Raw genomic sequence first — 25,922 nt, forward strand, 5'->3', positions numbered from 1 at the left:
GGTAGTACGTCATCACGCCATGCACTTCGGCGCGCGAGAGGTTCATCGCCCGCGCCAGCGGCGTCACGACCTCGGGCGGGATGAAACCGGCTTCGTCCTGTATCGCGTGCAGCACCGCGAGGAGCGACATGCCCGGCTTCCAATGCCGGCGGACGAGCTCATCCGGCGCCGGGGGGCTTGCATGTTCCAAGTGGGGTCTCCTTTCAGCCTGCATATATGTACTTGCTACTCATATGATGCACATATATGCTCGACGTTTTCCAGTTATGATCGAACGATAGGCCCGGTCAATACGAAGTGCAATAGGAAATTGGACGACATAAATGATTGATATCAAATGCGTCGCTGAATTGATCGTGCGCGACAGCGCGGGCCGTGAGGCGAGCCTGACCGATATCGTGCCGCTGCTGGCGCTTGTCGACGAGACGGGCAGCATTGCGCAGGCCGCCGAGCAAAGCCGGCTTTCGTACCGCCATGCGTGGGGATTGCTGCGCCTCTTCGAGGCGCGCCTCGGCGGAGATTTGATCGCGAAAGAGCGCGGCAAGGGCTCGGCGCTGTCGAGTCTGGGGCACGCCGTCGTGCGCGCGCAGCGCCTCTGCGCCGAGCGGCTCGATGCCCCGATGCAGGGGCTGGCTAGCGAGATTGCCGAGGAGCTCGGTCGCCAACTGGGGCGCAGTGCGATGGTACGGATCCATGCGTCGCACGGTTATGCGGTGGCAGCGCTCGTCACGGCGCTGCAAACCCGCGAGGCCGGCTCCGTCGACATCAAATATCGCGAGAGCGCGGAAGCCGTCGCGGCGCTCGCGCGTGGCGAATGCGACTTTGCGGGCTTTCATTTGCCGCGCGGCGCGTTTCGGGAGATTTGTGCAGACATTTATCGGCGCTGGCTCGATCCGCGCCGGCATGTCCTCATCTATTTGACCCGGCGCAAACAAGGGCTCTTCCTGCAAAAGGGCAATCCGAAGGGGGTCCGCGGCCTCGACGATCTCGCCCGCGCCGATGTGCGCTTCGTCAACCGGCAGCCTGGTTCCGGAACCCGGCTCTTGATCGATCTTGAATTACGCCGTGTCGGCGTCGATCCGGAACGCATCAACGGCTACGCCTCGACCGAACTCACGCATACCGCGATTGCGGCGTTCGTCGCGAGCGGCATGGCAGACGTGGGCTTTGGCGTGGCGCCCGCGGCGCATCATTTCGGTCTCGATTTCGTACCGATCGTCGACGAAGACTATTACTTCGCCTGTGAGCGAGCGCGGCTGTCAGCGGCGCCGCTGGCCGCCGCGCTGGCGGTGCTGCGCAGCGACCCGTTTCGGCTCGGGGTCTCGCACCTGGAAGGCTACGACCCGGCGGAGTGCGGCTCGCTCGTCGACATTCAAAACGGCTTGCGGGGCGGGGCGGACATCACCGGTTGATGCGACGCACTCATCGGGGATCGGCCTTCACGCACACCGCTGAAGCGGCCGTTGCTGCGGCCCGGTATTACCGCTGTAACGCGCGTCGCTGCACAGCGAGCCGGTTTCGCGGTACGCTTGCAGCCTTCTTTCCTCCGATCGATCTACGCGCCGAGGGGCGCGGCAAGCGACATGAAACGGCTTATTCAATTCACTGCGGGCGTGATCGCCATCGGCGCGTTATGCACTGCAACATCGGTTGTGTTCGCACAGAACTCGCCCGGGGTGCCGGGCGGCATCCTCAACGACGAATTCCGTTTGCAGGAACATCCGCAACTGCAGTTTGCGGCATCGGAATCCGCGGCGCGCAACAAGAAATTTCAAAACGGCCGCTCGCAACGGCGCAAACGCGGCGATAACGGCGACCCGGATGGCTGCAACCTCCAATGTCCGCAAGATCAGTGAGCGTTCCTGCGGAAGAGGGCGGCAAGCGTCAGACGACGCAACGCGCGATGTGATATCGGAGCTCGGGTTCGGACACGGAGCCGTCGTCGGATGACGGCTTGTGCACGTTGACGGCGCTGCCTGCCCCGGCGGGCGCAAGCGTAATGCGCCACGTGTTGGTGCGTGCACCGTTGCCGATGACGAGCTCGGTTGCAGTGCCGGAGCTGGCGCGGTGCACACCGTGCATCCGGCTCGAGAGACAGCTCGTGATCGAGCTCGGCGTGCGGTGCGAAGTGAAGGCCATCGCGGAATCCGAAGTGCGTGCGGCGACACCGGGTGAAACGGCGGCGTCGTTCGAGGCGGTCGGGGACGAGCCGCAGGCGGCCAATCCGAGAAGCTGAACGGCGGCGACGATGGCAAAGACTTTGGTCATGTGTAGGCGATCGAGATAAGACGTCGGAAAGACCTGGGTATCCAGACAGGCGATGCTAGTCTAACTGCACAGCCGTATAAAGGAATTCGCCGAAAAAGGACCAAAAACCCCATCGATTAAGATCTCCCGGTAATTGGTAGTCCGGAGACGCGAGGTTGCGTCTATCCCGCCGGGCAGTCCTGCCCCGCCCGCTGAGTTCCCCGCGTTGCTTGACAAGAATTCACGCTGAATCGCCTTTGCCGAAATCCACTATGTGATGGCGTTTCTGCATCGGATTGTCGGCATACCTTGCCTTTTACACACAGTTCGGACCGTCCCTCATTCGGCGTTCCTTTGCGTTGGCGGGAAGAAACAAGCGCGAATACAGTAACTCGGGAGACCCAGGACCATTATGGATGAGCGTTCTCAGGACGCACAGGCGCTTGGGCTGCACAGGCGCCTGATGCAATACGATCCAGTTTTGGGCTACCGGTTCGCACCCGGTCTCAAACTCCGGATTCCTCATGAAGGCGGCGGATATCTCGTCAGGACCAACCGTGACGGCTTTCGCTGCGATCACCCGATTACGGTCAACAAGAATCGCGCACACCGTTTATTGGTATTCGGCGACTCCTATACGGCCGGCGACGGCGTCAGCAACGGCAAGCGCTACACCGACCTGATGGAGAAGCAACTGCCGGACACCGAGATACTGAACTTCGGCATGAGTGGCAGCGGCACCGACCAGCAGTATCTAATCTTCCGGGAGTACGCCGGGAAGCTTGATTACGACGCCGTCGTGATCAGCGTGCTCGTGGAAAACATCCAGCGCAATCTCGTCAAGGAGCGTGGATGGGCGGACCGTGCCGGCGAAGCCATTCGCGTTCCCAAGCCCTGGTTCGAACTGTCTTCCGACGGCGGGCTGACGTTGAAGGGGGGGCCGGTTGCGCGGCCCTATAAGGCCGATCGGTCGATTGCGCCGCGAGGCGCGGGGGCGCTCCGCGCGAGCCTGCGCAACATGGTCAACATGCTGGGGCCCGATTTCAAAGATCTCTGCCAGCGGTTGATGCGATTCCAGCCGCTTCCCGAGTATGGTTCTTCGCGCAGCGACGGTTGGAAGCTCTTGCGGGCTATCCTCGAAAGGTGGGCGTCGGACCTCACGGTGCCGGCGGTGATCGCCGTCATTCCCGTCTATCAATATGTCGAGGAGACGGCCAGTTACAAGCATGTGAGGCAGCGGTTCGACGAACTCGCGCAGTCGATCGACGTGCCGGTTTACCACGTCGTGGACGATCTGCTGCGTCATCCGGCCCCTATGAGAAGGCAATTGCGCTTCCGGAGGGATTGCCATTTTACGCCGGCTGCTCACACGCTCATTGGCCAGGCATTGAGCAAGGTCGTCGCGCCGATGTTGCACGCAGGCGCGACGTGTGAAGCGCATCCGTCGTCGGTGGGTGCCGCGGTGCTGGCCGATGCGCCGCCGGCGATGCCAGTTGGCGATATCGGCAGGCCGGCGCGTACGGCGGGCGCGGAATGTCCATCGCCATTCGACAGATTCCGTGCATGAGGAACGCCGATCAACGGTTGGCCCGGCGGTGTTTGCCGGTGTCGTCGTGCGCGAGTGGGAACAAGTGTAGACGGATGCGGGGGGCGGGCAATGTCAAGGTATGTATTAGGGGTCTCGGCGTTCTATCACGACTCGGCTGCTGCGGTGCTGAAAGACGGAATAATCGTAGCGGCCGCGCAAGAAGAGCGGTTCAGCCGGAAGAAGCACGACCCGAGGTTCCCACAGGCCGCGATCAACTACTGTCTCGAGGAGGCGGAGATCGATAGCGGCGACCTGGCCGCAATCGCGTTCTACGACGATCCAGCGCTTACGGTCGATCGCATTCTCCGCTCGTCGATTGCATTTGCTCCGGAGTCCGAAGCGTTCTTTACCCGCGCGATACGTTCGTTCTTTGGCGTAAAGCCCTATTTCAAGGAACGGATCGAGGAGATGCTGAAGTGCGAAGTGCCAATATATTTTGCACGGCACCACTACTCGCACGCAGCATCGGCGTTCTTTCCGTCGCCGTTCGAAGAGGCTGCGGTCATGTGCGTCGACGGTGTCGGGGAGTGGTCGACCACCAGCGTGGGCATGGGTCGCGCCAGCGCGATCGAGATCATGAAGGAGATTCGTTATCCCCATTCGCTCGGCCTGCTCTACAGCGCGTTCACGTTTTTTTGCGGCTTCAAGGTCAACAGCGGAGAGTACAAACTAATGGGCCTCGCGCCCTACGGCACGCCTGACTACGCAGGGAAGATCAAGGAGAACTTGATCGACATCAAGAGCGACGGCTCATTCCGGCTCAATCTCGATTTCTTCGATTTCCACCAGGGGCTGTCGCTCACGAACGAGCGCTTCCATCAACTCTTCGACGGGCCGCCTCGAGTACCGGAGTCGCGGATCACGCGGCGCGAGATGGACCTGGCGGCGTCCATTCAGGCGGTGACCGAAGAGGTCATGCTGAAGATGTCGCGCACGCTGCACGACATGACGGGGGCGGCGAAGCTGTGTCTTGCGGGGGGCGTTGCATTGAATTGCGTTGCCAACGGGAAGATCCTTCGCGCCGGGATTTTCGATGACATCTGGATCCAGCCAGCCGCGGGCGATGCGGGCGGCGCGATCGGCGCGGCTTATCTCGCCGACTTCAACATGCTGGGTGGGACCCGACCCGCGCTCACCGGTGGCGGCGACGCACAGCAAGGCAGCTTCATCGGCCCAGAGTATAGCGATGACGAAATCGTCATGTTCCTCTCGCAATGCGGCGCCTCGTACCATCGGTTGGACCCCACCGACGCGGGCGCTGCAAAGATCGCGGGTCTGCTTGCAGAGCAAAAGATCGTCGGGATGTTCGCAGGGCGCATGGAGTTCGGCCCGCGCGCGCTCGGTGGCCGCTCGATACTCGGCGATCCGCGCGCGGCGGCGACGCAGTCGCGGATGAACCTGAAGATCAAATTTCGCGAGTCGTTTCGGCCATTTGCGCCGGTCGTGCTCAAAAGTCGCGCGGCAGACTATTTCGAACTCGGCTCGGACAGCCCCTATATGCTCATTGTCGCGCCCGTGCGCGCCGAGCATAGGCGGATTCCGGAAGCGTCATCCGACCCCGAGGACATGCTGCAAATCGTCAACGCGGTGCGAAGCACCATCCCGGCGGTCACGCATGTCGACTTCAGCGCGCGCATCCAAACGGTGGAGAAAAGCGTGAACCCGAGGACATTTGCCGTGCTGCAGGCATTCGAGGCGCTGACGGGTTGTCCGTTACTCGTGAATACGTCGTTCAACGTGCGGGGCGAGCCGATAGTCTGCTCGCCCGAGGATGCGTATCGCTGCTTCATGCGCACGGAAATCGACGCGCTCGTAATGGGCAACTACATTCTCTATCGAGACGAGCAGACGCCTGTCGAACAGGACGATTCCTGGAAGAAGGAGTATCAACTTGACTGACGCCGAACTTGGAAAATTCTTCCGCTCGAAGCTGGCGAGCGCGAGGCCGAAGGTCGAGCCATTCATCCTGGCGAGGATCGACCCCGGGTGCGATTCGTACTTCCTCGATGTCTTCGAGCCGGAGCCGATCGTCGTGGAGGAGGACTCGATCGATGCGCTGATTGCCATCTGGCGCAGGCAGGGGCTCGATTCGCTGGTTCGGCTCGAGCCTGAACTGCGCAAGATAGCCAAGGCGTTGCGCGCGCCTGCGGCCAAAGAGGACGAAACCGTCTCGGATTTCGTCTACGCCATGTACTGATGACAAAAAACCCCCAACCAAGCGGTTGGGGGCACGTATTGGTGGAGCCGGCGGGAATCGAACCCGCGTCCGCAAATAGTCCACAGCCAGTTCTACATACTTAGTTCAGTCATTTGATTTAACCGCACCGACGCGGACGAACACGCTTCGTTACGGCGAGTCACTTGATTTTCGGCCCCGGCAGCGTGACACCACCAAGGATTAGCTGACGTAAGAGACCTCGCTGGTCTTGCGACCCTGACCCATCAGCGAGCCAGTGCGAGGGAGGCCGGTTTTAGGCGGCCTGCAGTGCGAGAGCGTCGTTAGACGCCGCGCCGAAGCGCTTCGAAAGATCGTTCGCAGTTACTTAATTCCCATTGATTTACGAGGTGACGGGTCCTCGGTATGCCCTGAACTGCTTCATTACCCACGTCGAAACCAGGTCGGCCCCTGTGTGTAAGGTGGGATTATCCCACAGAACACAAGATGGTGCGGCTTCGCTGTATTTCAAGCGCAGTGCTGTCGACTCGGCGAGCGCCCCGGCGGGGCCTTCACCGCAGGTCGTGCAGCAACTGCTGCAACTGCTGCGGCGAATCGACGACGTGCTGCGCGTGCCACATCGCCGGCGGCAGATCGGTGCCGCAGTAGCCGTAGGCCGCCGCCACCGTGATCATGCCCGCCGCGAACCCCGCTTGCACGTCGCGTAGATCGTCGCCGATATAAACGATCCGCTCGGGACGCATTGCGAGGCTTTCAGCCGCATGCAGCAGGGGGGCAGGGTGCGGCTTCGAATGAGGGGTCGTATCGCCGGACACGACGCATGCCGCGCGCGAAGCAAGTCCGAGCTGCTCGACGAGAGGCATCGTCAATCGACCGACTTTATTGGTGACGATACCCCAGCGCACGTTGCGCGCATCCAGGACGTCCAGCAACTCGTCGATGCCGGGAAACAGTGTCGTTTCGATGCAAAGGTCCGCTTCGTAATTGGCGAGAAACTCCTCGCGCATCGACGCGTACCCTTGATCGTCCGGGCCGATGCCGAATGCGCCGCCGATCAAGCCGCGCGCACCGGCCGACGCCAGCGGCCGCAACGTGTCGAGCGGCACCATGTCGAGGCCTCGGTCTGCTCGCATCTTGTTGACGGCGGCAACGAGATCGGGCGCCGTGTCGGCCAACGTACCGTCGAGATCGAACAGTACGCCGCGGCACAAGCCGATCGATGCGACGCGGTCGGTCAGTTCGGGTTGGGGCGTCGGCTGCTGACTCATGCGCCCACCTTCGCGCGGCGGCAGGCAAAAAGATAATTGACGCTCGTATCGTCGGAAAGCATGAAATGCTTGCCAAGCGGCCGATACGTGATGCCTTTCACCTCGGCGGCGTCGAGGTTGGCTGCGCGCGCGAACGCGGCGAGTTCGGAAGGGCGGATGAAGCGTGCGTAATCGTGCGTGCCCTTCGGCAGCATTTGAGCGATGTATTCCGCGCCGATGACGGCGAACAGATATGACTTGATGCTGCGGTTGAGCGTCGAGAAGAACACCCATCCGCCCGGCTTCACGAGCATCGCGCACGCCTTCACGATGGCAGCCGGATCGGGCACGTGTTCGAGCATCTCCATGCACGTGACGACATCGAAGGTGCCCGGTTCACGTGCCGCCAGGGCCTCCGCGGCGATTTCCTCGTACTCGACGGTAATGCCGCTTTCGAGGCTGTGCAGATCGGCTACGCCAAGCGCCTGCGACGAGAGATCGATGCCTTTGACCTGTGCCCCGAGGCCCGCCATCGATTCGGACAGGATCCCGCCGCCGCAACCGACATCGAGCACGCGTTTGCCCGGTAGGTGAGCATGCGAGTCGATCCAGGCGAGACGCACGGGATTCAACTCGTGCAGCGGCTTGAACTCTGCATTCGGATCCCACCAGCGATGGGCAAGATCGCTGAATTTCTGCAATTCGTGGGGATCGGCGTTGGTCATGGCGTATCGAGCGGTAACAATATTAATAGGGAGTAACAATATAAATAGACGCACACAGGCTACGGCCGAGTATATCGGGCCCGGTGCGGCGACAAAAGTCGCCCGGCGCGGCGATGCGTCGAATCCGCGCGCCGACCAGAAAAAAAACCCCGCCGAAGCGGGGTTTTTCGAGGCTGCAGCGGACGCTGTTTACTGAGCGTTCGTTTGCTGCGTGCCGACCACTTCCACTTCCACGCGGCGGTTCGGTGCGAGGCAGGCCTTCAGGCTTGCCGTGACCTTCTTGCCTGCGCAATCCTTGACCGGATTGCGCTTGCCCTTGCCTTCCGTGTAGATCTTGTTCGCCGGAACACCCTTGCTGACAAGGTAGGCCTTCACGGCTTGCGCACGGCGCAGCGACAGGCGGTCGTTGTACTTGTCCGAACCGATGCGGTCCGTGTAGCCCGTTGCAACGACGACTTCCGTATTCATGCCTTGAATCTTCGAGGCCAGATCGTCGAGCGCCTGCTTGCCAGCCGGCTTCAGGACGGCCTTGTCGAAGTCGAACAGCGTGTCGGCCTGATACGTGACCTTCTGGCTCGTGATGGCCGGAGCTGCCGGGGCCGGGGGAGCCGGCGGCGTCGGGGCCTGGGCGACGAGAGCGCCGTCGCACTTGGCATTCGCCGTTGCGGGCGTCCAGAATGCATCGCGCCAGCAAAGCTCGTTCGTGCCGTTCATCCACACGTATTCACCGGTGCCGTTGACCCAGTTGTCATTCGTGGCTTGTCGCGACGCCGGCACCGACTGTGCCGAAGCGGATGCAGCCATAACTGCGGTAGCTGCAATGAACGCGAGCTTTGAAAGTTTATTCATATTTCTCCTCTCGAATTTGAGATTACCGCAGGTTTACTGCGAGCCTGGATGACGAAGACAAGTCATACATTGCTCGAAGTATAACATTGGTGCGGCACAAAAAACGCCAGCCATGCGGACACTTCGAGCAGCGTCTAACCAAGTGCGTTGGCATTTTGCCATATCGTTCCCTTCTTACGAAAAAAAAATCCCGCCGCTTCGAGCCACCCGTTTTTATTGTGGTGCGTCCGCAACAGGTAAGCGGGACGGGCTTCTCCGAGCGGTCGGCCCCCGCACGATGCGTGCCAGCGCAAAGGAAAAATTTGCCTCGCGGCGGCCCTAAATCGACGCCATGGCGGCCTCTGCCGATCGCCCCGCTGGGGGAGTACGTGCGAGCTCGGAGTAGCCCCGCCCGGCATGCTAGAATCGCGTGATGCCCGGCGCCCGATGCCGGGTTGGCGGACGAGCGAACGGACAAGCGGCTCCCGGTTCGCTTTCGCCCCGAAAAGATACGGATAATGGATCAATTCGCCAAAGAGACTCTGCCCATCTCCCTCGAGGAGGAAATGCGCCGTTCGTACATCGAGTACGCGATGAGCGTAATCGTCGGACGTGCGCTTCCCGACGTTCGGGACGGCCTCAAACCCGTGCATCGGCGCGTGCTCTACGCGATGCACGAACTCAACAACGACTGGAACCGCGCCTATAAGAAGTCCGCGCGTATCGTGGGCGACGTGATCGGTAAATACCATCCGCACGGCGACCAGGCGGTATACGACACGATCGTGCGCATGGCGCAGAATTTTTCGTTGCGCTACATGCTCGTCGACGGGCAGGGCAACTTCGGCTCGGTCGACGGCGACAACGCGGCAGCCATGCGGTACACGGAAATCCGCATGGCGAAGATCGGGCACGAGCTGCTCGCGGATATCGACAAGGAAACGGTCGATTTCGGCCCGAACTACGACGGCAGCGAAAACGAGCCGCTCATCCTGCCCGCGCGCATTCCGAACCTGCTCATCAACGGTTCGTCGGGCATCGCCGTCGGCATGGCGACCAACATCCCGCCCCACAATCTCGGCGAAGTCGTCGATGCCTGCCAGCATCTGCTGAAGGATCCGGGCGCGAGCATCGACGAGCTCATCGAGATCGTACCGGCGCCTGACTTCCCGACGGGCGGCATCATCTACGGCGTGGCCGGCGTGCGCGACGGCTATCGCACGGGCCGCGGACGCGTGGTCATGCGCGCGCAGACGCACTTCGAGGAAATCGATCGCGGCCAGCGCATGGCGATCATCGTCGACGAACTGCCGTACCAGGTGAACAAGCGCTCGCTGCTCGAGCGCATCGCCGAGCTCGTCAACGAGAAGAAGATCGAAGGCATCTCCGATATTCGCGACGAGTCCGACAAGAGCGGCATGCGTGTCGTCATCGAACTGAAGCGCGGCGAAGTGCCGGAAGTCGTCCTCAACAATCTGTACAAGGCGACGCAGCTGCAGGACACCTTCGGCATCAACATGGTCGCGCTCGTCGACGGCCAGCCGAAGTTGCTCAACCTTAAGGAAATGCTCGAGGCGTTCCTCTCGCACCGGCGGGAGGTGCTGACGCGGCGCACCGTATACGAGTTGCGCAAGGCACGCGAGCGCGGCCACGTGCTCGAAGGCCTGGCGGTCGCGCTGGCCAACATCGACGAGTTCATCTCGATCATCAAGGCCGCGCCGACCCCGCCGATCGCGAAGCAGGAATTGATGGCGCGAGCCTGGGATTCGTCGCTCGTGCGCGACATGCTTGCGCGCGCCGAAACCGAGAACGCGGCCGCGGGCGGGCGCGAGGCTTACCGGCCGGAAGGGCTCAACCCGGCCTTCGGCATGCAGGCGGACGGCCTTTACAAGCTCTCCGATACGCAGGCTCAGGAAATCCTGCAGATGCGTCTGCAGCGCTTGACGGGCCTCGAGCAGGACAAGATCATCGGCGAGTATCGCGAAGTGATGGCCCAGATCGCCGATCTGCTCGACATCCTCGCGCGTCCTGAGCGCATTACGGCAATCATCGGCGACGAGCTGGCGGCCGTGAAGGCCGAGTTCGGCGACGCGCGCCGTTCGCGTATCGAACTCAATGCGACCGAGCTCAACACCGAAGATCTGATCACCCCGCAGGACATGGTGGTGACGATGTCGCACGCGGGGTACGTGAAATCGCAGCCGCTTTCCGAGTATCGGGCGCAAAAACGCGGCGGGCGCGGCAAGCAGGCCACGCAGATGAAAGAGGACGACTGGATCGACACGCTCTTCATCGCGAACACGCACGACCACATCCTGTGCTTCTCGAACCGCGGCCGCGTCTACTGGGTCAAGGTCTACGAGGTGCCGCAGGGCTCGCGCAATTCGCGCGGCCGTCCGATCGTGAACATGTTCCCGCTGCAAGATGGCGAGAAGATCAACGTCGTGCTGCCGGTCAAGGAGTTTTCGGCTGACAAGTACGTCTTCATGGCGACATCCCTCGGCACGGTCAAAAAGACGCCGCTCGAGGCTTTCAGCAGACCATTGCGCAAAGGTATCATTGCGGTCGGTCTGGACGAAGGCGATTTCCTGATCGGCGCGGCCATCACGGACGGCCAGCACGACGTCATGCTGTTTTCCGATGCCGGCAAAGCCGTGCGTTTCGACGAGAACGACGTGCGCCCGATGGGTCGCGAGGCGCGCGGCGTACGCGGTATGCAGCTCGAAGAGGGGCAGCAGGTGATCGCGATGCTCGTCGCGGGCAGCGAGGAGCAGTCGGTGCTGACCGCAACGGAAAACGGGTTCGGCAAGCGCACGCCGATCACGGAGTACACGCGCCACGGTCGCGGCACGAAAGGCATGATCGCGATCCAGACCTCGGAGCGCAACGGCCGTGTGGTGGCCGCCACGCTCGTCGATCCGGAAAGCCAGATCATGCTGATCACAACGACGGGTGTGCTGATTCGCACGCGCGTTGCCGAGATCCGTGAGATGGGGCGCGCGACGCAGGGTGTTACACTCATCAGCCTTGACGAGGGCACGAAGCTTTCGGGCCTGCAGCAGATCGCGGAAGCCGATGCGGATGTCGAAGTGGACGCGGCAGCGGCTGAAGACGCAAACGGCGAAGACGGCGAAGTCTGATCGAACGCCGGAACCGAATTAATTTTTAGAGGGAGTGACGATGCAACGACGTTTCAAACAATGGATGCTGCTGGCCGCGTTTGTGCCGACCTTTGCCATGGCGCAGGCGCTGTCGACCCAGAGTTCGGCACCGTCCACGACGACGGCCGCCGCTGCGAACGATCCGGCCAAGCAGGCCGCGATCAAGGAACTGCTCGCCGCCATCGACGCGCAAAAGCTCGTCGGCGCCATCGCCAACAGCGCGCAGATGCAAGCCAAGCAGCTCGTGCCGGCGATCCTGTCGGACGCGTTGTCGGAGAACAAGTCGCTGAACGACAAGCAAAAGCAGGCAGCCGTGCCGACGTTGCAAAAGAATGCGGTGCCGAAGCTCGTCGACTCCGCCGGCCAGGTGTTCGCGACGGATTCGTTCCGCAATGACGCGATGCAAGCGCAATACGATGCGTACGGTAAGTACTACTCGACGCAGGAAATCAAGGATCTGACGACGTTCTACAAGAGCCCGACGGGTCGCAAGTTCATCGAAGTTCAGGACCAGGTGGGCCGCGACGTCGTGAACGGCTTGATGCAGAAGTACATGCCCCAATCGATCAAGGCAACGCGCGACCAAGCCGACAAGGAAGTGGCGTCGGTCAAGCCGGGCAAGTAAGTCGCCTGAGTTTTCGGCGTCGGCAAGCCGCCGGCGTGCCTCTCCGAGCGGGCATGCTTTGGCGGCTTTCGAGCGACGATGCGATAATGGCCGTTTGCGCGACATGCGCGAACGGCCATTATCTATTTCCGACCCGTGCGGCCCGATCGAATCGGGATTGCCGCCGTGTCTCACTCCCCAGGGGTTTCAACGATGCGCGTCTTCAACTTCTCCGCCGGTCCCGCGGCGTTGCCGGAGGAAGTGTTGCGCCAGGCGGCCGACGAGATGCTCGATTGGCGCGGCAGTGGCATGAGCGTGATGGAAATGAGCCATCGCGGGCGCGAGTTCGTATCGATTCACGAAGAGGCGCTCGTCGATTTGCGCGAGTTGCTCGAGGTGCCGGCCAGCCACCATATTCTCTTCATGCAGGGCGGCGGCCTGGCCGAGAATGCGATCGTGCCGATGAATATGCTCGGCGCGCGCAAGACGGCCGATTTCGTCATCACCGGTTCGTGGTCGCAAAAATCGTTCAAGGAAGCGGGCAAGTACTGCACGCCGCATCTCGCGGCGAGCGGGGAGACCGCGGACGGCTTCACGCGCGCGCCGCGGCGCGCCGAGTGGCAGCTTTCGGACGATCCCGCTTATGTGCATTTGTGTACGAACGAGACGATTCACGGCGTCGAGACCTTCGATATTCCCGATCTCGGCGGCGTCCCCCTCGTTGCGGACGTCTCCTCGCATGTTCTTTCCCGGCCGCTCGACGTTGCCAAATTCGGGGTGATGTTCGGTGGCGCGCAAAAGAATATCGGCATGGCCGGCGTGACGCTCGTCGTCGTGCGTGAAGACCTGCTCGAGCGCTCGCTCGCCATCTGCCCGACGGCCTTCGAATGGAAGACCGTGGCGGCCAACAATTCGATGTACAACACACCGCCCACGTACGCGATCTACATCGCGGGGCTCGTGTTCAAGTGGCTCAAGCGCCAAGGCGGTATCCGGGCGATGGAGGCGCGCAATCTCGCGAAGTCGAAGCTGCTTTACGACACGATCGACGCGAGCGACTTCTATATCAACAAGGTGGAGCCCGGCTCTCGCTCGAGGATGAACGTGCCGTTCTTCCTTGCCGACGAGTCGCGCAACGAGGATTTCCTGGCCGGCGCCAAAACGCGCGGCTTGATGCAGCTGAAGGGTCACAAGTCCGTCGGCGGCATGCGGGCATCGATCTACAACGCGGTGCCGCTCGAGGGCGTCGAAGCGCTCGTCGAGTACATGTTGGAATTCGAACAGTCCCGCGCTTGAGAAGGCGCGGGTAACGGGAAGCCGGCGCGCCGCCGCACGCGCGCGCCGACTTTCGATATGGCCGTTTCACGCATGGACGACGAACTCAATTCAAGATTGAAACCGCTGCGCGACCGCATCGATGAAATCGATGCGCAACTGATCGCGCTGCTCAACCAACGCGCGGCGATCGCGCTCGAAGTGGGCGAGGTGAAGAAACACTACAACGCGCCGGTGTTCCGCCCGGAGCGCGAACAGCAGGTGATCGCGCGGCTGCAGTCGATGAGCGCGGGGCCGCTCGTCGACGAACACATCAGTGCGATCTGGCGCGAGATCATGGCCGCGAGCCGCGCGCTCGAGCGGCCGATCATGACGGCGTTTCTCGGGCCGGCCGGCACGTATAGCGAAGAGGCGATGCACGAGTATTTCGGTCATTCGATCGAAGGGCTGCCGTGTCTGTCCATCGACGAAGTGTTCCGTGCCGTCGAGGCAGGCGCCGCCGAGTTTGGCGTCGTGCCCGCCGAGAATTCGAGCGAAGGCGCGGTTTCGCGCACGCTCGATCTGCTCTTGCAGACGCAGCTTTCCATCGGCGGCGAAATCGCACTGCCGATTCACCACAATCTGCTTACGCAAAGCGGCGGCACCGACGGTATCACGCGCGTATGCGCGCACGCGCAGGCGCTTGCGCAATGCCAGCGCTGGCTCGCGACGCACTTGCCGCATGTCGAGCGGCAAGCGGTATCGAGCAATGCCGAGGCCGCGCGCATCGCGGCGGCCGATGCAAGCGTTGCCGCGATCGCGGGCGACCGCGCGGCCGCGCGCTATGGCCTGCAGGCCGCCTTTGCGCTGATTCAGGACGACCCGCACAACCGCACCCGCTTCGTCGTGATCGGGCGCGCACCAGCCGGGCAAAGCGGCCATGACCAGACTTCGCTGATCGTTTCGGTCAAGAACGAGCCGGGCGCCGTATTCAAGCTGCTCGAGCCGCTCGCGCGGCATGGCGTCTCGATGACGCGTTTCGAATCGCGGCCCGCACGTGTCGGAACGTGGGAGTACTACTTCTATATCGACGTCGAAGGCCATCGCGAGGACGCGTCCGTTGCCGCGGCGCTCGCCGAGCTCGAGAAAAAGGCGGCTTTTCTCAAGATCCTGGGCTCGTATCCGCGCGCGCGCTGACGCGGTGGACGCGTGGCCGCCGAGGCGGCCGGCCGCGCGCACCGGGAGCGACCCATTCGTATTCTTATGACACGCAGTATCGCCCGTTTGGAGACTTTCATGACCACGCAATACGGCCCTTCCTATGTGCGCCAGATCGCCCCCTATATCGCCGGCAAGCCGATCTCCGAAGTCGCGCGCGAATTCGGACTCGACGAGGCGCGCATCGTGAAGCTGGCGTCGAACGAAAACCCGCTCGGCATGCCGGATGCGGCCAAGACCGCAATGGCGCGGGCCGTCGAAGAGCTGGGACGCTACCCGGATTCGAATGCGTTCGAATTGAAGGCCGCGATCAGCGCGCGCTACGGCGTGCCGGCCGATTGGATCACGCTCGGCAACGGCAGCAATGACATTCTCGAACTCGCGGCGCATGCGTTCGTGGAAAAGGGGCAGTCGGTCGTGTATGCGCAGTATTCGTTTGCGGTCTATGCGCTCGCCACGCAAGGACTCGGCGCGCGCGCGATCGTGGTCCCCGCCGTCGAGTACGGTCATGACCTGGATGCAATGCTGAGCGCGATCGAGCCCGATACGCGGCTCGTGTTCATCGCGAACCCGAACAATCCGACCGGCACCTTCGTCGAGGGTCCGGTACTCGAGGCGTTTCTCGAGAAGGTACCCAAGAGCGTCGTGGTCGTGCTCGACGAGGCTTACACCGAGTATTTGCCTGCCGAGAAGCGCTACGATTCCATCGAGTGGGTGCGCCGCTATCCGAATCTGCTCGTTTCACGCACCTTTTCCAAGGCGTATGGGCTCGCGGGTCTGCGTATCGGCCTCGCCGTCGCCCAACCGCCGCTGACCGATCTGCTGAACCGCCTGCGCCAGCCTTTCAACGTCAATACCGTTGCGCAGGCCGCGGCGATCGCCGCGCTCGGCGATACGGCGTTCCTCGAGAAGAGTGCCGCGCTCAACGCGGCGGGCTACCGCCAGCTGACGCAGGCGTTCGAGAAGCTCGGTCTCGAATATGTGCCTTCGTTCGGCAACTTCGTGCTCGTACGCGTAGGCCACGACGATGGCGCGGGTGCGCGCGTGAACCTTGCGCTGCTCAAGCAAGGCGTGATCGTGAGGCCCGTCGGCAACTATGGTTTGCCGCAATGGCTGCGCGTGACGGTCGGCCTGCCGGAGGAAAACGCCGCGTTCATCGCCGCCCTCGAGAAGGCACTTGCGCCGGCCTGAGCCGGCGCACCGCGTGTTGCGCTGTGCTGTCCCGCTCGGAGCGGCAGGCGCTAAAAGCTTGATGTTTCATTTTCTCGGACGGTCGTGAGCACCTTCTCTTTCGACAAACTGGTGATTTTCGGTGTGGGCCTGATCGGCGGCTCGCTCGCTCGCGCATTGCGCGAACGCGGCGGGGTGGCCGGCGCGCGTACGATCGTGGGCGTCGGCCGCTCGCCTGCGTCGGCCGAGCGGGCTCGCGCGCTCGGTGTCGTCGACCAGACGGCCGCGCTCGACGATGACGCCGACTTGGCTCGCGCGCTCGCCGGCGCAGATTTCGTTTTGCTCGCGGCGCCCGTGGCGCAGACCGAGCCGCTCCTGGCACGGATCGCGCCGTTTCTCGATGCCGTGACGCTCGTGACCGACGCGGGCAGCACCAAGGGCGATGTCGTCGCAGCGGCGCGCGCCGCGCTGGGTACCCGTATCGCGCAGTTCGTGCCCGGGCATCCGATCGCAGGCCGCGAATCGAGCGGCGTCGAGGCGGCATTGCCCGATCTCTATGTCGGACGCAACGTCGTGCTGTGCCCGCTGCCCGAGAATCGGGCGCACGACGTGGCACGCGTGGAGGCGATGTGGCTCGCGGCGGGCGCGCACGTTCGCACGATGCAAGCAGAGCAGCACGATCGCGTGCTGGCATCGGTGAGTCACCTGCCGCATTTGCTCTCGTTCGCACTCGTCGAGCAAATACTCGGCGCGCCCGATGCGGCGCTCAAGTTTTCGTTCGCCGCGGGCGGCTTTCGGGATTTCACGCGGATCGCCGCGTCGAGCCCGGAGATGTGGCGCGATGTCTGCTTGGCGAACGCGACGGCGCTCGTCGCCGAGCTCGATGCTTACACGGCCGTGCTCGCGCGCTTGCGGGCGGCGATCGTGTCCGGCGACGGCGCTGCGCTCGAAGCGGTGTTCGCACGCTCGCGCGAAGCACGCACCGAATGGCAGGAACGCGGCGCACAAACCGTGGCGGCGCGGCCCCACGACGACCTCGCTCCGGAATAAACAGGAACGGCTATGGACTATCTCGATCTTGGACCGTACCCGCATGCGCGGGGCACGGTTCGTTTGCCCGGCTCGAAAAGCATCTCGAACCGCGTGCTGCTCTTGGCCGCGCTCGCCGAAGGCGAGACGACGATCTCGAATCTGCTCGACTCCGACGACACGCGCGTGATGCTCGACGCGCTCGCGAAGCTCGGCGTGAAATACGCGCGTGACGGCGATCGGTGCGTGGTCCAGGGCACACGCGGCGCGTTCACGGCGAAAACGGCCGATCTTTTTCTCGGTAATGCCGGCACGGCCGTGCGTCCGCTCACGGCGGCGCTGGCCGTCAACGGCGGCGATTATCGCGTGCACGGCGTGCCGCGCATGCACGAACGGCCGATCGGCGATCTCGTGGATGGGCTGCGGCAAATTGGTGCGCGTATCGATTACGAGGCGAACGAGGGCTATCCGCCGCTGCGGATTCGTCCCGCGGCGCTCAGCGTCGAAGCGCCGATCACCGTGCGCGGCGACGTGTCGAGCCAGTTTCTGACTGCGCTTTTGATGGCCCTGCCACTCGTGCGCACGAAAAGCGGCACGACGATCGTCGAAGTCGACGGCGAGCTGATCTCGAAACCTTATATCGAGATCACGATACGGCTCATGGCGCGCTTCGGCGTGACGGTCGAGCGCGAAGACTGGCGGCGTTTCACGGTGCCGTCGGGGGTTCGCTACCAGTCCCCCGGCTCGATCGCCGTCGAAGGCGACGCATCGTCCGCCTCGTACTTCCTGGCGGCGGGTGCGCTCGGCGGCGGGCCGGTGCGTGTCGTGGGCGTGGGCAGCGCGAGCATTCAGGGCGACGTGGCTTTCGCCCAGGCACTCGCGCGCATGGGCGCCAACGTGGCGATGGGCGAGGACTGGATCGAGGTGCGGGGGATCGGCCATGACCACGGCCGTCTAGAAGCCATCGAAATGGACTGCAACCTCATTCCCGATGCCGCGATGACGCTCGCCATCGCGGCGCTCGCGGCCGACGGGACGACGCGCCTCACCCATATCGGCAGTTGGCGCGTGAAGGAAACCGACCGCATCGCGGCCATGGCGACGGAATTGCGCAAGCTCGGCGCGAGCGTGCAAGAGGGGCCGGACTGGCTGGCCGTCACGCCGCCCGCGTCAGCGCGCCTCGTGCCGAATGCGGCGATCGACACGTACGACGATCACCGCATGGCGATGTGCTTTTCGCTCGCGAGCCTGATCGGTGCGCCGGTGCGCATCAACGACCCCAAATGCGTCGCCAAGACGTTCCCCGATTACTTCGACCGCTTCAAGACGCTGGTCGCCCCTGATTGATCGATGAAACCGACCCGTCCCTTTCACCAGACTCCCGTCATTGCCATCGACGGACCGACCGCCTCCGGCAAGGGCACAGTGGCCGCGCTCGTCGCGGCGAAGCTCGGGTTTCACTTGCTCGACAGCGGCGCGCTCTATCGGCTCGCGGCGCTGGCGAGCCTGCGCTACCAGGTGCCCCCGGATGCGGCCGAGACGCTCGCCGAGCTTGTCGACGGGTTGCATATCACGTTTCGGGAGGGCTGCGCCCAGCTCGACGGTATCGACGTATCGAACGAAATCCGCGCCGAGGAAATCGGCAATCGGGCCTCCGCCATCGCGGTGCACCAGCCCGTGCGCGCGGCGCTGGTCGCGCGCCAGCGCGCGTTTCGCAAGGAGCCTGGGCTCGTGGCCGATGGCCGCGATATGGGCACGGTGATCTTCCCGGACGCCGGGTTGAAGGTGTTCCTGACTGCCAGCGTGGAGGCACGCGCGGCGCGCCGTTATAAGCAATTGATCCAAAAAGGGTTTTCTGCTAATATTGATAACTTGCTCCGGGATTTGCGCGAGCGCGATGCGCGTGATACCAATCGCACGGTCGCGCCGCTCGCTCCCGCGGCAGATGCGAAGCTGCTCGATACTTCGGCGCTCACGGTCGACCAGGCGGTCGAACAAGTGGTGCAATGGTACCGGGCGCTGTAGTACCGAGTAGGTGCCTTAGTAGTATCGAGTTGTCGTCAGGTGTTTGGCGGGGCTGCTTCGGCGGTGTCGCGAAACGTTGTATCAACCCTTAACCCCGTATGGCGTACGCCGTGCCGCGGCGCGCCGGTCCCAGGCAAACGGAACGTGGACCGCGTGAGGCAGAGCGAAGCCATGCTTTTACGATTTTTATGTCCGACCTGCAAACCTCCAACCCGAATACCGAATCCTTTGCGGCTCTGTTCGAAGAGTCGCTGACCAAGCAAGACATGCGCGCCGGCGAAGTGATCTCCGCCGAAGTCGTGCGTGTCGACCACAACTTCGTGGTCGTCAACGCGGGTCTCAAGTCCGAAGCCTACATTCCGCTCGAAGAATTCCTGAACGACGCGGGCGAGGTAGAAGTGCAGGCGGGCGACTTCGTTTCGGTCGCGATCGACGCGCTCGAAAACGGCTATGGCGACACGATCCTGTCGCGCGACAAGGCGAAGCGCCTCGCTTCGTGGCTGTCGCTGGAAAAAGCGCTCGACAACAACGAGCTCGTGACCGGTACGATCACCGGCAAGGTCAAGGGCGGCATGACCGTCATGGTCAACGGCATCCGCGCGTTCCTGCCCGGTTCGCTCGTCGACACGCGCCCTGTCAAGGATACGACTCCTTACGAAGGCAAGACGCTCGAATTCCGCGTCATCAAGCTCGATCGCAAGCGTAACAACGTGGTGCTGTCGCGCCGCGCGGTGATCGAAGCGACGCAGGGCGAAGAGCGCGCGAAGCTGCTCGAGACGCTCAAGGAAGGCGCGATCGTCAACGGCGTGGTCAAGAACATCACCGATTACGGCGCGTTCGTCGACTTGGGCGGCATCGACGGCCTGCTGCACATCACCGATATCGCGTGGCGCCGCGTGCGTCACCCGAGCGAAGTGTTGTCGGTCGGCCAGGAAGTCACGGCGAAGATCCTCAAGTTCGACCAGGAAAAGAACCGCGTTTCGCTCGGCATCAAGCAACTGGGCGACGATCCGTGGGAAGGCATCTCGCGCCGTTACCCGTCGGGCACGCGTCTGTTCGGCAAGGTCACGAACATCACCGACTACGGCGCGTTCGTCGAAGTGGAGTCGGGCATCGAAGGCCTCGTCCACGTGTCGGAAATGGACTGGACGAACAAGAACGTCGCACCGTCGAAGGTGGTCCAGCTCGGCGACGAAGTCGAAGTCATGGTGCTCGAGATCGACGAAGACCGTCGCCGTATCAGCCTCGGCATGAAGCAGTGCAAGCCGAATCCGTGGGACGACTTCAGCCGCAACTTCAAGAAGGGCGACAAGATCAGCGGTGCGATCAAGTCGATTACCGATTTCGGCGTCTTTATCGGTCTGCCGGGCGGTATCGACGGGCTCGTCCATCTGTCCGACCTCTCGTGGAGCGAAACCGGCGAAGAGGCGGTCCGCAAGTACAAGAAGGGCGACGAAGTCGAAGCCGTCGTGCTCGGTATCGACGTCGAGAAAGAGCGCATTTCGCTCGGCATCAAGCAACTCGAAGGCGATCCGTTCAGCAACTTCGTGGCGATGAACGACAAGGGTTCGATCGTCGACGGCACGGTGAAGGCCGTGGACGCCAAGGGTGCCGTGGTGGCGCTTTCGACCGAAGTCGAAGGCTATCTGCGTGCGTCCGAAATCGCACAAGACCGCGTGGAAGACGCGCGCAATGTGCTGAAGGAAGGCGACAAGGTCAACGCGATGATCATCAACATCGATCGCAAGTCGCGCGGTATCAATCTGTCGATCAAGGCGAAGGACTCGGCCGAGCAGCAAGAAGCGATGCGCGGACTGGCAGCCGATGCGGGTTCCGCGGCTTCCGGCACGACGAACCTTGGCGCGTTGCTGAAAGCCAAGCTCGACGGTCAGAACCAGTAAGTCTGAGAGGTTTGCCGCAGCATGACCAAATCGGAATTGGTCGCCCAGCTGGCAGCGCGATTTCCGCAACTTGTTCTCAAGGATGCGGATTTCGCGGTGAAGACGATGCTCGATGCGATGTCGGAGGCGTTGGCCAAGGGCCATCGCATCGAAATTCGGGGCTTCGGCAGCTTCGGCCTGAATCGGCGCCCGTCTCGGGTGGGACGCAATCCGAAATCGGGGGAGAAGGTGCTCGTGCCGGAAAAGCACGTGCCGCATTTCAAGCCCGGCAAGGAACTGCGTGAACGGGTGGACCGTCGTGCGGGCGAGCCGCTGAAAGCGGTCGAGGCCGACGACGCCGACGATACGCTTTGACAGGTGCGAAGAGCACGGCCAAGGAAAGATGAAAAAGCGCCTTCGGGCGCTTTTTCTTTTGAGTGTGGCGTTTGCTAGTGCTAGCGATGCGGCCTGTCGCGACGGTGCTCGTCCCACGAGCGGCGATCGTGATTCGAGGCTCGTATGCTTTGGCGGAGCGCGATCCTTTTCCGATAGCCCGCTGCGACGGCTGGTCGAAGCTTTCCTTTACAATACGGGGCGTTTCTCCGCCCGACAACGCGCCATCGCCGTTATCGGGCGCGTGTCAGGCACGTGGTGTTCCCTCGAGAGAGCCTTTATGAAATTGATCGTCTGGCTGGTTCGCGCGTTCGTCTTCGTGCTGTTGCTCGTACTCGCGCTCGCCAATACGCAAAACGCTACGCTGAATTTCCTGGCCGGCTACGCGTGGCAAGCACCGCTGATCTTGATCGGCTTGGCCTTTTTTGGCGTCGGGCTGCTGGCGGGGCTCGTCTCGGCATTTCCCGGGCTGGTCCGTCTGAAACTGGAAAACGGCCGCCTCAAGCGCGACTTGCGCGCTGCGCGCGAGGCGCCGCCCGTGGCGAGCGAGCCGCCGTTGCCGCCGGTCGTCTGATGGCCGCACCGAGCCGATTGCCCTAACACGCACTTTCTTCGCATCGCCCGCCCTCGCATGGATCTCGATTTCTGGTGGCTGCTGACCATCCCCGTGGCATTCGCGCTCGGCTGGGTGGCGGCGCGCTACGACTTGAAGGCACTCCTCTCGGAGAGTGCCAATCTGCCGCGGTCGTATTTTCGCGGTCTCAATTTCCTGCTCAACGAGCAACCCGATCAGGCCATCGATGCGTTCATCGAGGTGGTCAAGCTCGATCCCGAAACGATCGAGCTGCATTTCGCGCTCGGCAATCTTTTTCGCCGCCGCGGTGAGACCGATCGTGCGATTCGTATCCATCAGAACCTGCTGAGCCGCGTCGATTTGCCCGCGAACGAGCGCGACCACGCGCTTTTCGAACTCGGACAGGATTTTCTCAAAGCGGGTCTGCTCGATCGGGCCGAGGAGACGCTCGCCCATCTGGAAAGCGGCGAGCACGCGCTCGGCGCGCAGCGTGCGCTGCTGACGATCTACGAGATCGAAAAGGAATGGACGAAGGCGATCAGGATCGCCGAGAAGCTGGAATCGATGGGTGCGAGCCCGCTCGGCAAGGAGATTGCGCAGTTCCACTGCGAGCTTGCCCAAGAAGCTCTTGCGCGCAACGAGCCGCGCGCGGCAGCCGACGAGCTGGCGCGCGCGCTCGAGGCCAACCCCCAAAACGTGCGCGCGACGATCCTGGCGGGCGATGTGGCATCCGCGGCGGGGCAGCACGAAGCGGCCATCGAAGCTTGGCGCCGCGTCGAAGAGCAGAATCCGGTCTACCTGCCGCTCGTTGCCGAAAAGCTGATGAAGGCCTACCAGGCGCTTTCGCGTGCCGAAGAGGGCGCGGCGTTGCTGACGGACTACGTGGAGCGCTTCGGCTCGAGCGATCTGCTCGATGTCGTCTACCCGTATGTGGCCGAGCTGCGCGGGCCCGAGGCCGCGCATACGCTCGCTCGCACGCAAATGCAGGCGGCGCCCAATCTCGCGGGCATGATGCGCCTGATCGAAGCGCAGATGACGACGGCCGAGGAGCCGCGGCGCAGCGAGCTCGCGTTGATCCGCACGCTCGTCAAACAACGCACCAAGAATCTGCCACGATATACATGCCAAAATTGCGGCTTCCGCGCGCGCCTTTTTTACTGGCAGTGCCCGGGGTGCAGCGGTTGGGAAACTTATGCGCCGCGCCGCGTCGAGCCGATCGCCACACCGCAGTGACGCGGGCAGTGAAGCAGGCCGTGAAGCTTTCGCGAGGCGCGGCAGCGTCTGCAGTCGAAAGAGCCTCATGCAATTCGGGCGCGTGCGCCCGCGCCGGCGCGCGTTCGAGCGCCGGCATCAACCAGCGGAACAGGTATGAAGATCACCATCATCGGCACCGGATATGTCGGCCTCGTCACCGGGGCTTGCCTGGCGGAAATTGGCAACGACGTTTTTTGTCTCGATGTCGACCCGCGCAAGATCGACATCCTCAATAACGGCGGCGTGCCGATCCACGAGCCGGGGCTGAAGGAAATCATCTCGCGCACGCGTGCGCACGGGCGCATCACGTTTTCGACCGATGTCAAAGCCAGTGTGGAGCACGGCGAGATCCAGTTCATCGCCGTGGGCACCCCTCCAGACGAGGATGGCTCGGCCGATCTGCAGTACGTCCTCGAGGCGGCACGCAATATTGGCCGCTATATGAACGGCTTCAAGGTCATCGTCGATAAATCGACGGTGCCAGTGGGCACCGCGGAACGCGTGCGCGCCGTCGTCGAGGCTGAGTTGGCGGCGCGCGGTCTCGCAGATCGTTCGGCCCGCAGTTTTTCGGTCGTATCGAACCCGGAGTTTTTGAAAGAGGGCGCGGCCGTCGACGATTTCATGCGGCCCGATCGCATCGTGCTCGGCAGCGACGACGATGAAGCCGGGCGTCTGGCGCGCGAAAAGATGAAGCGCCTCTATGCGCCGTTCAACCGGAATCACGAGCGCACGCTTTATATGGACGTCCGTTCGGCCGAGTTCACGAAGTACGCGGCCAACGCCATGCTCGCGACGCGCATCTCATTCATGAACGAAATGTCCAATCTGGCCGATCGCGTCGGTGCGGATATCGAAGCGGTGCGCCGCGGCATCGGCTCCGATCCGCGCATCGGCTATCACTTCCTCTATGCGGGCGTCGGTTACGGCGGCTCGTGCTTTCCGAAGGATGTTCAGGCGCTCGTGCGCACGGCCAATGAAAACGGTCAGCAATTGCGCATCCTCGAAGCCGTCGAGGCGGTCAATCACGACCAGAAGGAGGCGCTCGTGCGCAAGATCGAGCAAGTGCTGGGCGCCGATCTCACGGGACGCACGTTCGCGGTCTGGGGGCTTTCGTTCAAGCCGAACACCGACGACATGCGCGAAGCGCCGAGCCGGCGCGTGATTGCGGCTTTGCTGGCGCGCGGCGCGTGCGTGCAGGCCTACGATCCGGTCGCGCTCGACGAGGCGCGCCGCGTATTCGCGCTCGATCTCGCCGATCGCGGCGACGAGCGTGCCCGGCTGGCGTTCGAGGCTTCGCAGGAGGAAACGCTGGCCGGGGCCGATGCGCTCATCGTGCTGACCGAATGGAAGGAATTCAAGAGTCCCGATTTCACGCACATGAAGTCGGTGCTGAAGTCGCCCGTGATCTTCGATGGGCGCAACCTTTATGAACCGCAAGCGATGGCCGAACTCGGCATCGATTACTACGCAATCGGGCGTCCCTATGTCCCACTCCAGTCCGCAACCGATCCGCACGCCTGAGATGAGCGAGAGCGGGGCTCGTCCCGTCGCCGCGCCCACGCAAGCGTTGCCGCCCTTGCCTGTCATTGCGCGCGAGCGGCTCGCGAGCGCACGCGTCCTCGTGGTCGGCGATGTCATGCTCGATCGCTATTGGTTCGGCGACGTCAACCGCATCTCGCCCGAGGCGCCTGTGCCGGTCGTGCATGTCCAGCGCCAGGAGGACCGGCTTGGCGGCGCCGCCAACGTTGCGCGCAACGCCGCGGCGCTCGGTGCGTGCACTGGCCTGCTTTGCGTGGTCGGTCACGACGAGCCCGGCGAGCGCATCGTCGAGTTGTTGAAGGACAGCGGCGTCGTACCGCACCTCGAACGCGACCCGGAACTCCCGACGACGATCAAGCTGCGTGTACTGTCGCGCCAGCAGCAATTGCTGCGCATGGACTTCGAGAAGATGCCGGCGCACGAGGCGCTGCTCGCCGGGCTCGCGCGTTTCGATACGTTGCTCGCGTCGCACGATATCGTGCTGCTTTCGGACTATGCGAAGGGCGGGCTCACGCATGTGACGCAAATGATCGCCAAGGCGCGAGCGGCCGGCAAGGCCGTGCTCGTCGATCCGAAGGGGGACGACTGGGAGCGCTACCGCGGTGCGACGGTCATCACGCCGAACCGGGCCGAGCTGCGCGAGGTGGTCGGTCGATGGAAATCGGAGGAGGACCTCGTCGCGCGCGTCACGGAACTGCGCACATCGCTCGAGCTGGAGGCGCTGTTGCTGACGCGTTCGGAAGAGGGGATGACGCTCTTCACGGCGCATGGCGAGCTCAATGCACCGGCTGTCGCACGCGAGGTCTACGATGTGTCGGGTGCGGGCGACACCGTTATCGCAACGCTTGCCGCAATGCTCGGCGCACGTGTGCCGCTCGTCGATGCGGTCGCACTGGCCAACCGCGCGGCGGGTATCGTCGTCGGCAAGCTCGGTACGGCGACCGTGGACTATGACGAACTTTTTGCGCCCGCGCACTGAGGCGGGCCGCCTTCCGACACATCCCTTTCAT

At 63.1% G+C, this 25,922-nt stretch carries 24 protein-coding genes and 1 other RNA gene; 19 read left to right on the forward strand and 6 right to left on the reverse strand.

What is annotated here, in order from left to right; all coding sequences use genetic code 11:
- Nucleotides 1-214, reverse strand: a 214-nt coding sequence (locus GWC77_RS16740; protein ID WP_173258728.1) for an NAD(P)H-dependent oxidoreductase subunit E, incomplete at its 3' end; no start/stop codon positions are given.
- A 109-nt stretch (nucleotides 215-323) separates the two neighbouring features.
- Here GWC77_RS16740 and GWC77_RS16745 point away from each other — a divergent pair.
- Entirely contained in the window at nucleotides 324-1,412 is a 1,089-nt protein-coding gene (locus GWC77_RS16745; RefSeq protein ID WP_173258730.1) for a substrate-binding domain-containing protein, read from the forward strand.
- Nucleotides 1,413-1,583: 171 nt separating this feature from the next.
- Nucleotides 1,584-1,856 carry a hypothetical protein gene (locus GWC77_RS16750; RefSeq protein ID WP_173258732.1) on the forward strand — a complete coding sequence of 91 codons (273 nt, stop codon included), beginning with the start codon at nucleotides 1,584-1,586 and terminating at the stop codon, nucleotides 1,854-1,856.
- A 28-nt stretch (nucleotides 1,857-1,884) separates the two neighbouring features.
- Here GWC77_RS16750 and GWC77_RS16755 read toward each other — a convergent pair whose 3' ends face one another.
- Nucleotides 1,885-2,268, reverse strand: a complete 384-nt coding sequence (locus GWC77_RS16755) for a hypothetical protein (RefSeq protein WP_173258734.1) — start codon at nucleotides 2,266-2,268, stop codon at nucleotides 1,885-1,887.
- 442 nt (nucleotides 2,269-2,710) lie between these two features.
- On the opposite strand from GWC77_RS16755, the gene GWC77_RS16760 reads away from it, so the two are divergent.
- From GWC77_RS16760 to GWC77_RS16770, 3 genes are all read left to right on the forward strand, one after another.
- Entirely contained in the window at nucleotides 2,711-3,814 is a 1,104-nt protein-coding gene (locus GWC77_RS16760; RefSeq protein WP_173258736.1) for an SGNH/GDSL hydrolase family protein, read from the forward strand.
- Between the two features lie 90 nt (nucleotides 3,815-3,904).
- A complete protein-coding gene (locus tag GWC77_RS16765; RefSeq protein ID WP_173258738.1) occupies nucleotides 3,905-5,734 on the forward strand; it encodes a carbamoyltransferase in 1,830 nt (609 codons plus the stop codon).
- Nucleotides 5,727-6,032 carry a hypothetical protein gene (locus tag GWC77_RS16770; protein ID WP_173258740.1) on the forward strand — a complete coding sequence of 102 codons (306 nt, stop codon included), beginning with the start codon at nucleotides 5,727-5,729 and terminating at the stop codon, nucleotides 6,030-6,032. The genes GWC77_RS16765 and GWC77_RS16770 overlap by 8 nt, the downstream gene beginning before the upstream one ends.
- 39 nt (nucleotides 6,033-6,071) lie before the next feature.
- Here GWC77_RS16770 and ssrA read toward each other — a convergent pair.
- The 4 genes from ssrA to ompA form a co-directional block, all read right to left on the reverse strand.
- Nucleotides 6,072-6,462, reverse strand: a transfer-messenger RNA (tmRNA) gene (gene ssrA / locus GWC77_RS16775).
- Between the two features lie 100 nt (nucleotides 6,463-6,562).
- Nucleotides 6,563-7,279 (reverse strand): HAD-IA family hydrolase, encoded by a 717-nt coding sequence (locus GWC77_RS16780; protein ID WP_173258742.1) that lies wholly within the window; start codon nucleotides 7,277-7,279, stop codon nucleotides 6,563-6,565.
- Nucleotides 7,276-7,983 carry a bifunctional 2-polyprenyl-6-hydroxyphenol methylase/3-demethylubiquinol 3-O-methyltransferase UbiG gene (gene ubiG / locus GWC77_RS16785; protein ID WP_173258744.1) on the reverse strand — a complete coding sequence of 236 codons (708 nt, stop codon included), beginning with the start codon at nucleotides 7,981-7,983 and terminating at the stop codon, nucleotides 7,276-7,278. The genes GWC77_RS16780 and ubiG overlap by 4 nt, the downstream gene beginning before the upstream one ends.
- Nucleotides 7,984-8,172: 189 nt before the next feature.
- The gene (ompA, locus tag GWC77_RS16790) at nucleotides 8,173-8,832 is read right to left on the reverse strand and encodes an outer membrane protein OmpA (RefSeq protein ID WP_173258746.1); all 660 of its coding nucleotides are present in this window, start codon (nucleotides 8,830-8,832) and stop codon (nucleotides 8,173-8,175) included.
- A gap of 497 nt (nucleotides 8,833-9,329) precedes the next feature.
- Between ompA and gyrA the strand changes: the two genes are divergently transcribed.
- From gyrA to rfaE1, 14 genes are all read left to right on the forward strand, one after another.
- Nucleotides 9,330-11,951: a DNA gyrase subunit A gene (gyrA, locus tag GWC77_RS16795; protein WP_173258748.1), complete on the forward strand. Its 2,622-nt coding sequence runs from the start codon at nucleotides 9,330-9,332 to the stop codon at nucleotides 11,949-11,951.
- Nucleotides 11,952-11,991: 40 nt separating this feature from the next.
- The gene (locus GWC77_RS16800; RefSeq protein WP_173258750.1) at nucleotides 11,992-12,597 is read left to right on the forward strand and encodes a DUF2059 domain-containing protein; all 606 of its coding nucleotides are present in this window, start codon (nucleotides 11,992-11,994) and stop codon (nucleotides 12,595-12,597) included.
- A 192-nt stretch (nucleotides 12,598-12,789) separates the two neighbouring features.
- Nucleotides 12,790-13,872: a 3-phosphoserine/phosphohydroxythreonine transaminase gene (gene serC, locus GWC77_RS16805; RefSeq protein WP_173258752.1), complete on the forward strand. Its 1,083-nt coding sequence runs from the start codon at nucleotides 12,790-12,792 to the stop codon at nucleotides 13,870-13,872.
- Nucleotides 13,873-13,944: 72 nt separating this feature from the next.
- Nucleotides 13,945-15,027: a prephenate dehydratase gene (gene pheA, locus GWC77_RS16810; RefSeq protein WP_173258754.1), complete on the forward strand. Its 1,083-nt coding sequence runs from the start codon at nucleotides 13,945-13,947 to the stop codon at nucleotides 15,025-15,027.
- Between the two features lie 99 nt (nucleotides 15,028-15,126).
- A complete protein-coding gene (gene hisC / locus GWC77_RS16815; RefSeq protein ID WP_173258755.1) occupies nucleotides 15,127-16,239 on the forward strand; it encodes a histidinol-phosphate transaminase in 1,113 nt (370 codons plus the stop codon).
- A gap of 84 nt (nucleotides 16,240-16,323) precedes the next feature.
- The gene (locus GWC77_RS16820; protein WP_173258757.1) at nucleotides 16,324-17,268 is read left to right on the forward strand and encodes a prephenate dehydrogenase/arogenate dehydrogenase family protein; all 945 of its coding nucleotides are present in this window, start codon (nucleotides 16,324-16,326) and stop codon (nucleotides 17,266-17,268) included.
- 12 nt (nucleotides 17,269-17,280) lie between these two features.
- Nucleotides 17,281-18,594, forward strand: coding sequence for a 3-phosphoshikimate 1-carboxyvinyltransferase (gene aroA / locus GWC77_RS16825; protein ID WP_173258758.1), 1,314 nt, complete (start codon nucleotides 17,281-17,283; stop codon nucleotides 18,592-18,594).
- 3 nt (nucleotides 18,595-18,597) lie between these two features.
- On the forward strand, nucleotides 18,598-19,272 hold the full coding sequence (gene cmk, locus GWC77_RS16830) for a (d)CMP kinase (protein WP_173258760.1): 675 nt from the start codon (nucleotides 18,598-18,600) through the stop codon (nucleotides 19,270-19,272).
- A 188-nt stretch (nucleotides 19,273-19,460) separates the two neighbouring features.
- Complete coding sequence (gene rpsA / locus GWC77_RS16835; RefSeq protein ID WP_173258762.1) at nucleotides 19,461-21,173, forward strand: 30S ribosomal protein S1; 1,713 nt, start codon at nucleotides 19,461-19,463, stop codon at nucleotides 21,171-21,173.
- Between the two features lie 21 nt (nucleotides 21,174-21,194).
- A complete protein-coding gene (locus tag GWC77_RS16840; protein ID WP_173258764.1) occupies nucleotides 21,195-21,527 on the forward strand; it encodes an integration host factor subunit beta in 333 nt (110 codons plus the stop codon).
- A 298-nt stretch (nucleotides 21,528-21,825) separates the two neighbouring features.
- The gene (locus GWC77_RS16845; protein ID WP_173258766.1) at nucleotides 21,826-22,119 is read left to right on the forward strand and encodes a lipopolysaccharide assembly LapA domain-containing protein; all 294 of its coding nucleotides are present in this window, start codon (nucleotides 21,826-21,828) and stop codon (nucleotides 22,117-22,119) included.
- A gap of 57 nt (nucleotides 22,120-22,176) precedes the next feature.
- Complete coding sequence (lapB, locus tag GWC77_RS16850; RefSeq protein WP_173258768.1) at nucleotides 22,177-23,352, forward strand: lipopolysaccharide assembly protein LapB; 1,176 nt, start codon at nucleotides 22,177-22,179, stop codon at nucleotides 23,350-23,352.
- Between the two features lie 135 nt (nucleotides 23,353-23,487).
- Nucleotides 23,488-24,894, forward strand: coding sequence for a UDP-glucose/GDP-mannose dehydrogenase family protein (locus GWC77_RS16855; RefSeq protein ID WP_173258770.1), 1,407 nt, complete (start codon nucleotides 23,488-23,490; stop codon nucleotides 24,892-24,894).
- Between the two features lies 1 nt (nucleotide 24,895).
- Nucleotides 24,896-25,891 (forward strand): D-glycero-beta-D-manno-heptose-7-phosphate kinase, encoded by a 996-nt coding sequence (gene rfaE1 / locus GWC77_RS16860; protein ID WP_173258841.1) that lies wholly within the window; start codon nucleotides 24,896-24,898, stop codon nucleotides 25,889-25,891.
- Nucleotides 25,892-25,922 lie beyond the last annotated feature (31 nt).

The sequence above is a fragment of the Paraburkholderia sp. NMBU_R16 genome, from assembly GCF_013282575.1.
In the GTDB taxonomy this organism is placed as follows: Bacteria; Pseudomonadota; Gammaproteobacteria; order Burkholderiales; family Burkholderiaceae; genus Trinickia.

Coding starts and splice junctions, on each gene's coding strand:
- GWC77_RS16765 (WP_173258738.1), top strand. CDS start 3,905: ATGTCAAGGTATGTATTAGGGGTCTCGGCGTTCTATCACGACTCGGCT.
- cmk (WP_173258760.1), top strand. CDS start 18,598: ATGAAACCGACCCGTCCCTTTCACCAGACTCCCGTCATTGCCATCGAC.
- GWC77_RS16755 (WP_173258734.1), bottom strand. CDS start 2,268: ATGACCAAAGTCTTTGCCATCGTCGCCGCCGTTCAGCTTCTCGGATTG.
- GWC77_RS16750 (WP_173258732.1), top strand. CDS start 1,584: ATGAAACGGCTTATTCAATTCACTGCGGGCGTGATCGCCATCGGCGCG.
- lapB (WP_173258768.1), top strand. CDS start 22,177: ATGGATCTCGATTTCTGGTGGCTGCTGACCATCCCCGTGGCATTCGCG.
- rfaE1 (WP_173258841.1), top strand. CDS start 24,896: ATGAGCGAGAGCGGGGCTCGTCCCGTCGCCGCGCCCACGCAAGCGTTG.
- pheA (WP_173258754.1), top strand. CDS start 13,945: ATGGACGACGAACTCAATTCAAGATTGAAACCGCTGCGCGACCGCATC.
- GWC77_RS16760 (WP_173258736.1), top strand. CDS start 2,711: ATGCAATACGATCCAGTTTTGGGCTACCGGTTCGCACCCGGTCTCAAA.
- GWC77_RS16840 (WP_173258764.1), top strand. CDS start 21,195: ATGACCAAATCGGAATTGGTCGCCCAGCTGGCAGCGCGATTTCCGCAA.
- hisC (WP_173258755.1), top strand. CDS start 15,127: ATGACCACGCAATACGGCCCTTCCTATGTGCGCCAGATCGCCCCCTAT.
- ompA (WP_173258746.1), bottom strand. CDS start 8,832: ATGAATAAACTTTCAAAGCTCGCGTTCATTGCAGCTACCGCAGTTATG.
- serC (WP_173258752.1), top strand. CDS start 12,790: ATGCGCGTCTTCAACTTCTCCGCCGGTCCCGCGGCGTTGCCGGAGGAA.
- GWC77_RS16855 (WP_173258770.1), top strand. CDS start 23,488: ATGAAGATCACCATCATCGGCACCGGATATGTCGGCCTCGTCACCGGG.
- ubiG (WP_173258744.1), bottom strand. CDS start 7,983: ATGACCAACGCCGATCCCCACGAATTGCAGAAATTCAGCGATCTTGCC.
- aroA (WP_173258758.1), top strand. CDS start 17,281: ATGGACTATCTCGATCTTGGACCGTACCCGCATGCGCGGGGCACGGTT.
- gyrA (WP_173258748.1), top strand. CDS start 9,330: ATGGATCAATTCGCCAAAGAGACTCTGCCCATCTCCCTCGAGGAGGAA.
- rpsA (WP_173258762.1), top strand. CDS start 19,461: ATGTCCGACCTGCAAACCTCCAACCCGAATACCGAATCCTTTGCGGCT.
- GWC77_RS16780 (WP_173258742.1), bottom strand. CDS start 7,279: ATGAGTCAGCAGCCGACGCCCCAACCCGAACTGACCGACCGCGTCGCA.
- GWC77_RS16845 (WP_173258766.1), top strand. CDS start 21,826: ATGAAATTGATCGTCTGGCTGGTTCGCGCGTTCGTCTTCGTGCTGTTG.
- GWC77_RS16745 (WP_173258730.1), top strand. CDS start 324: ATGATTGATATCAAATGCGTCGCTGAATTGATCGTGCGCGACAGCGCG.
- GWC77_RS16800 (WP_173258750.1), top strand. CDS start 11,992: ATGCAACGACGTTTCAAACAATGGATGCTGCTGGCCGCGTTTGTGCCG.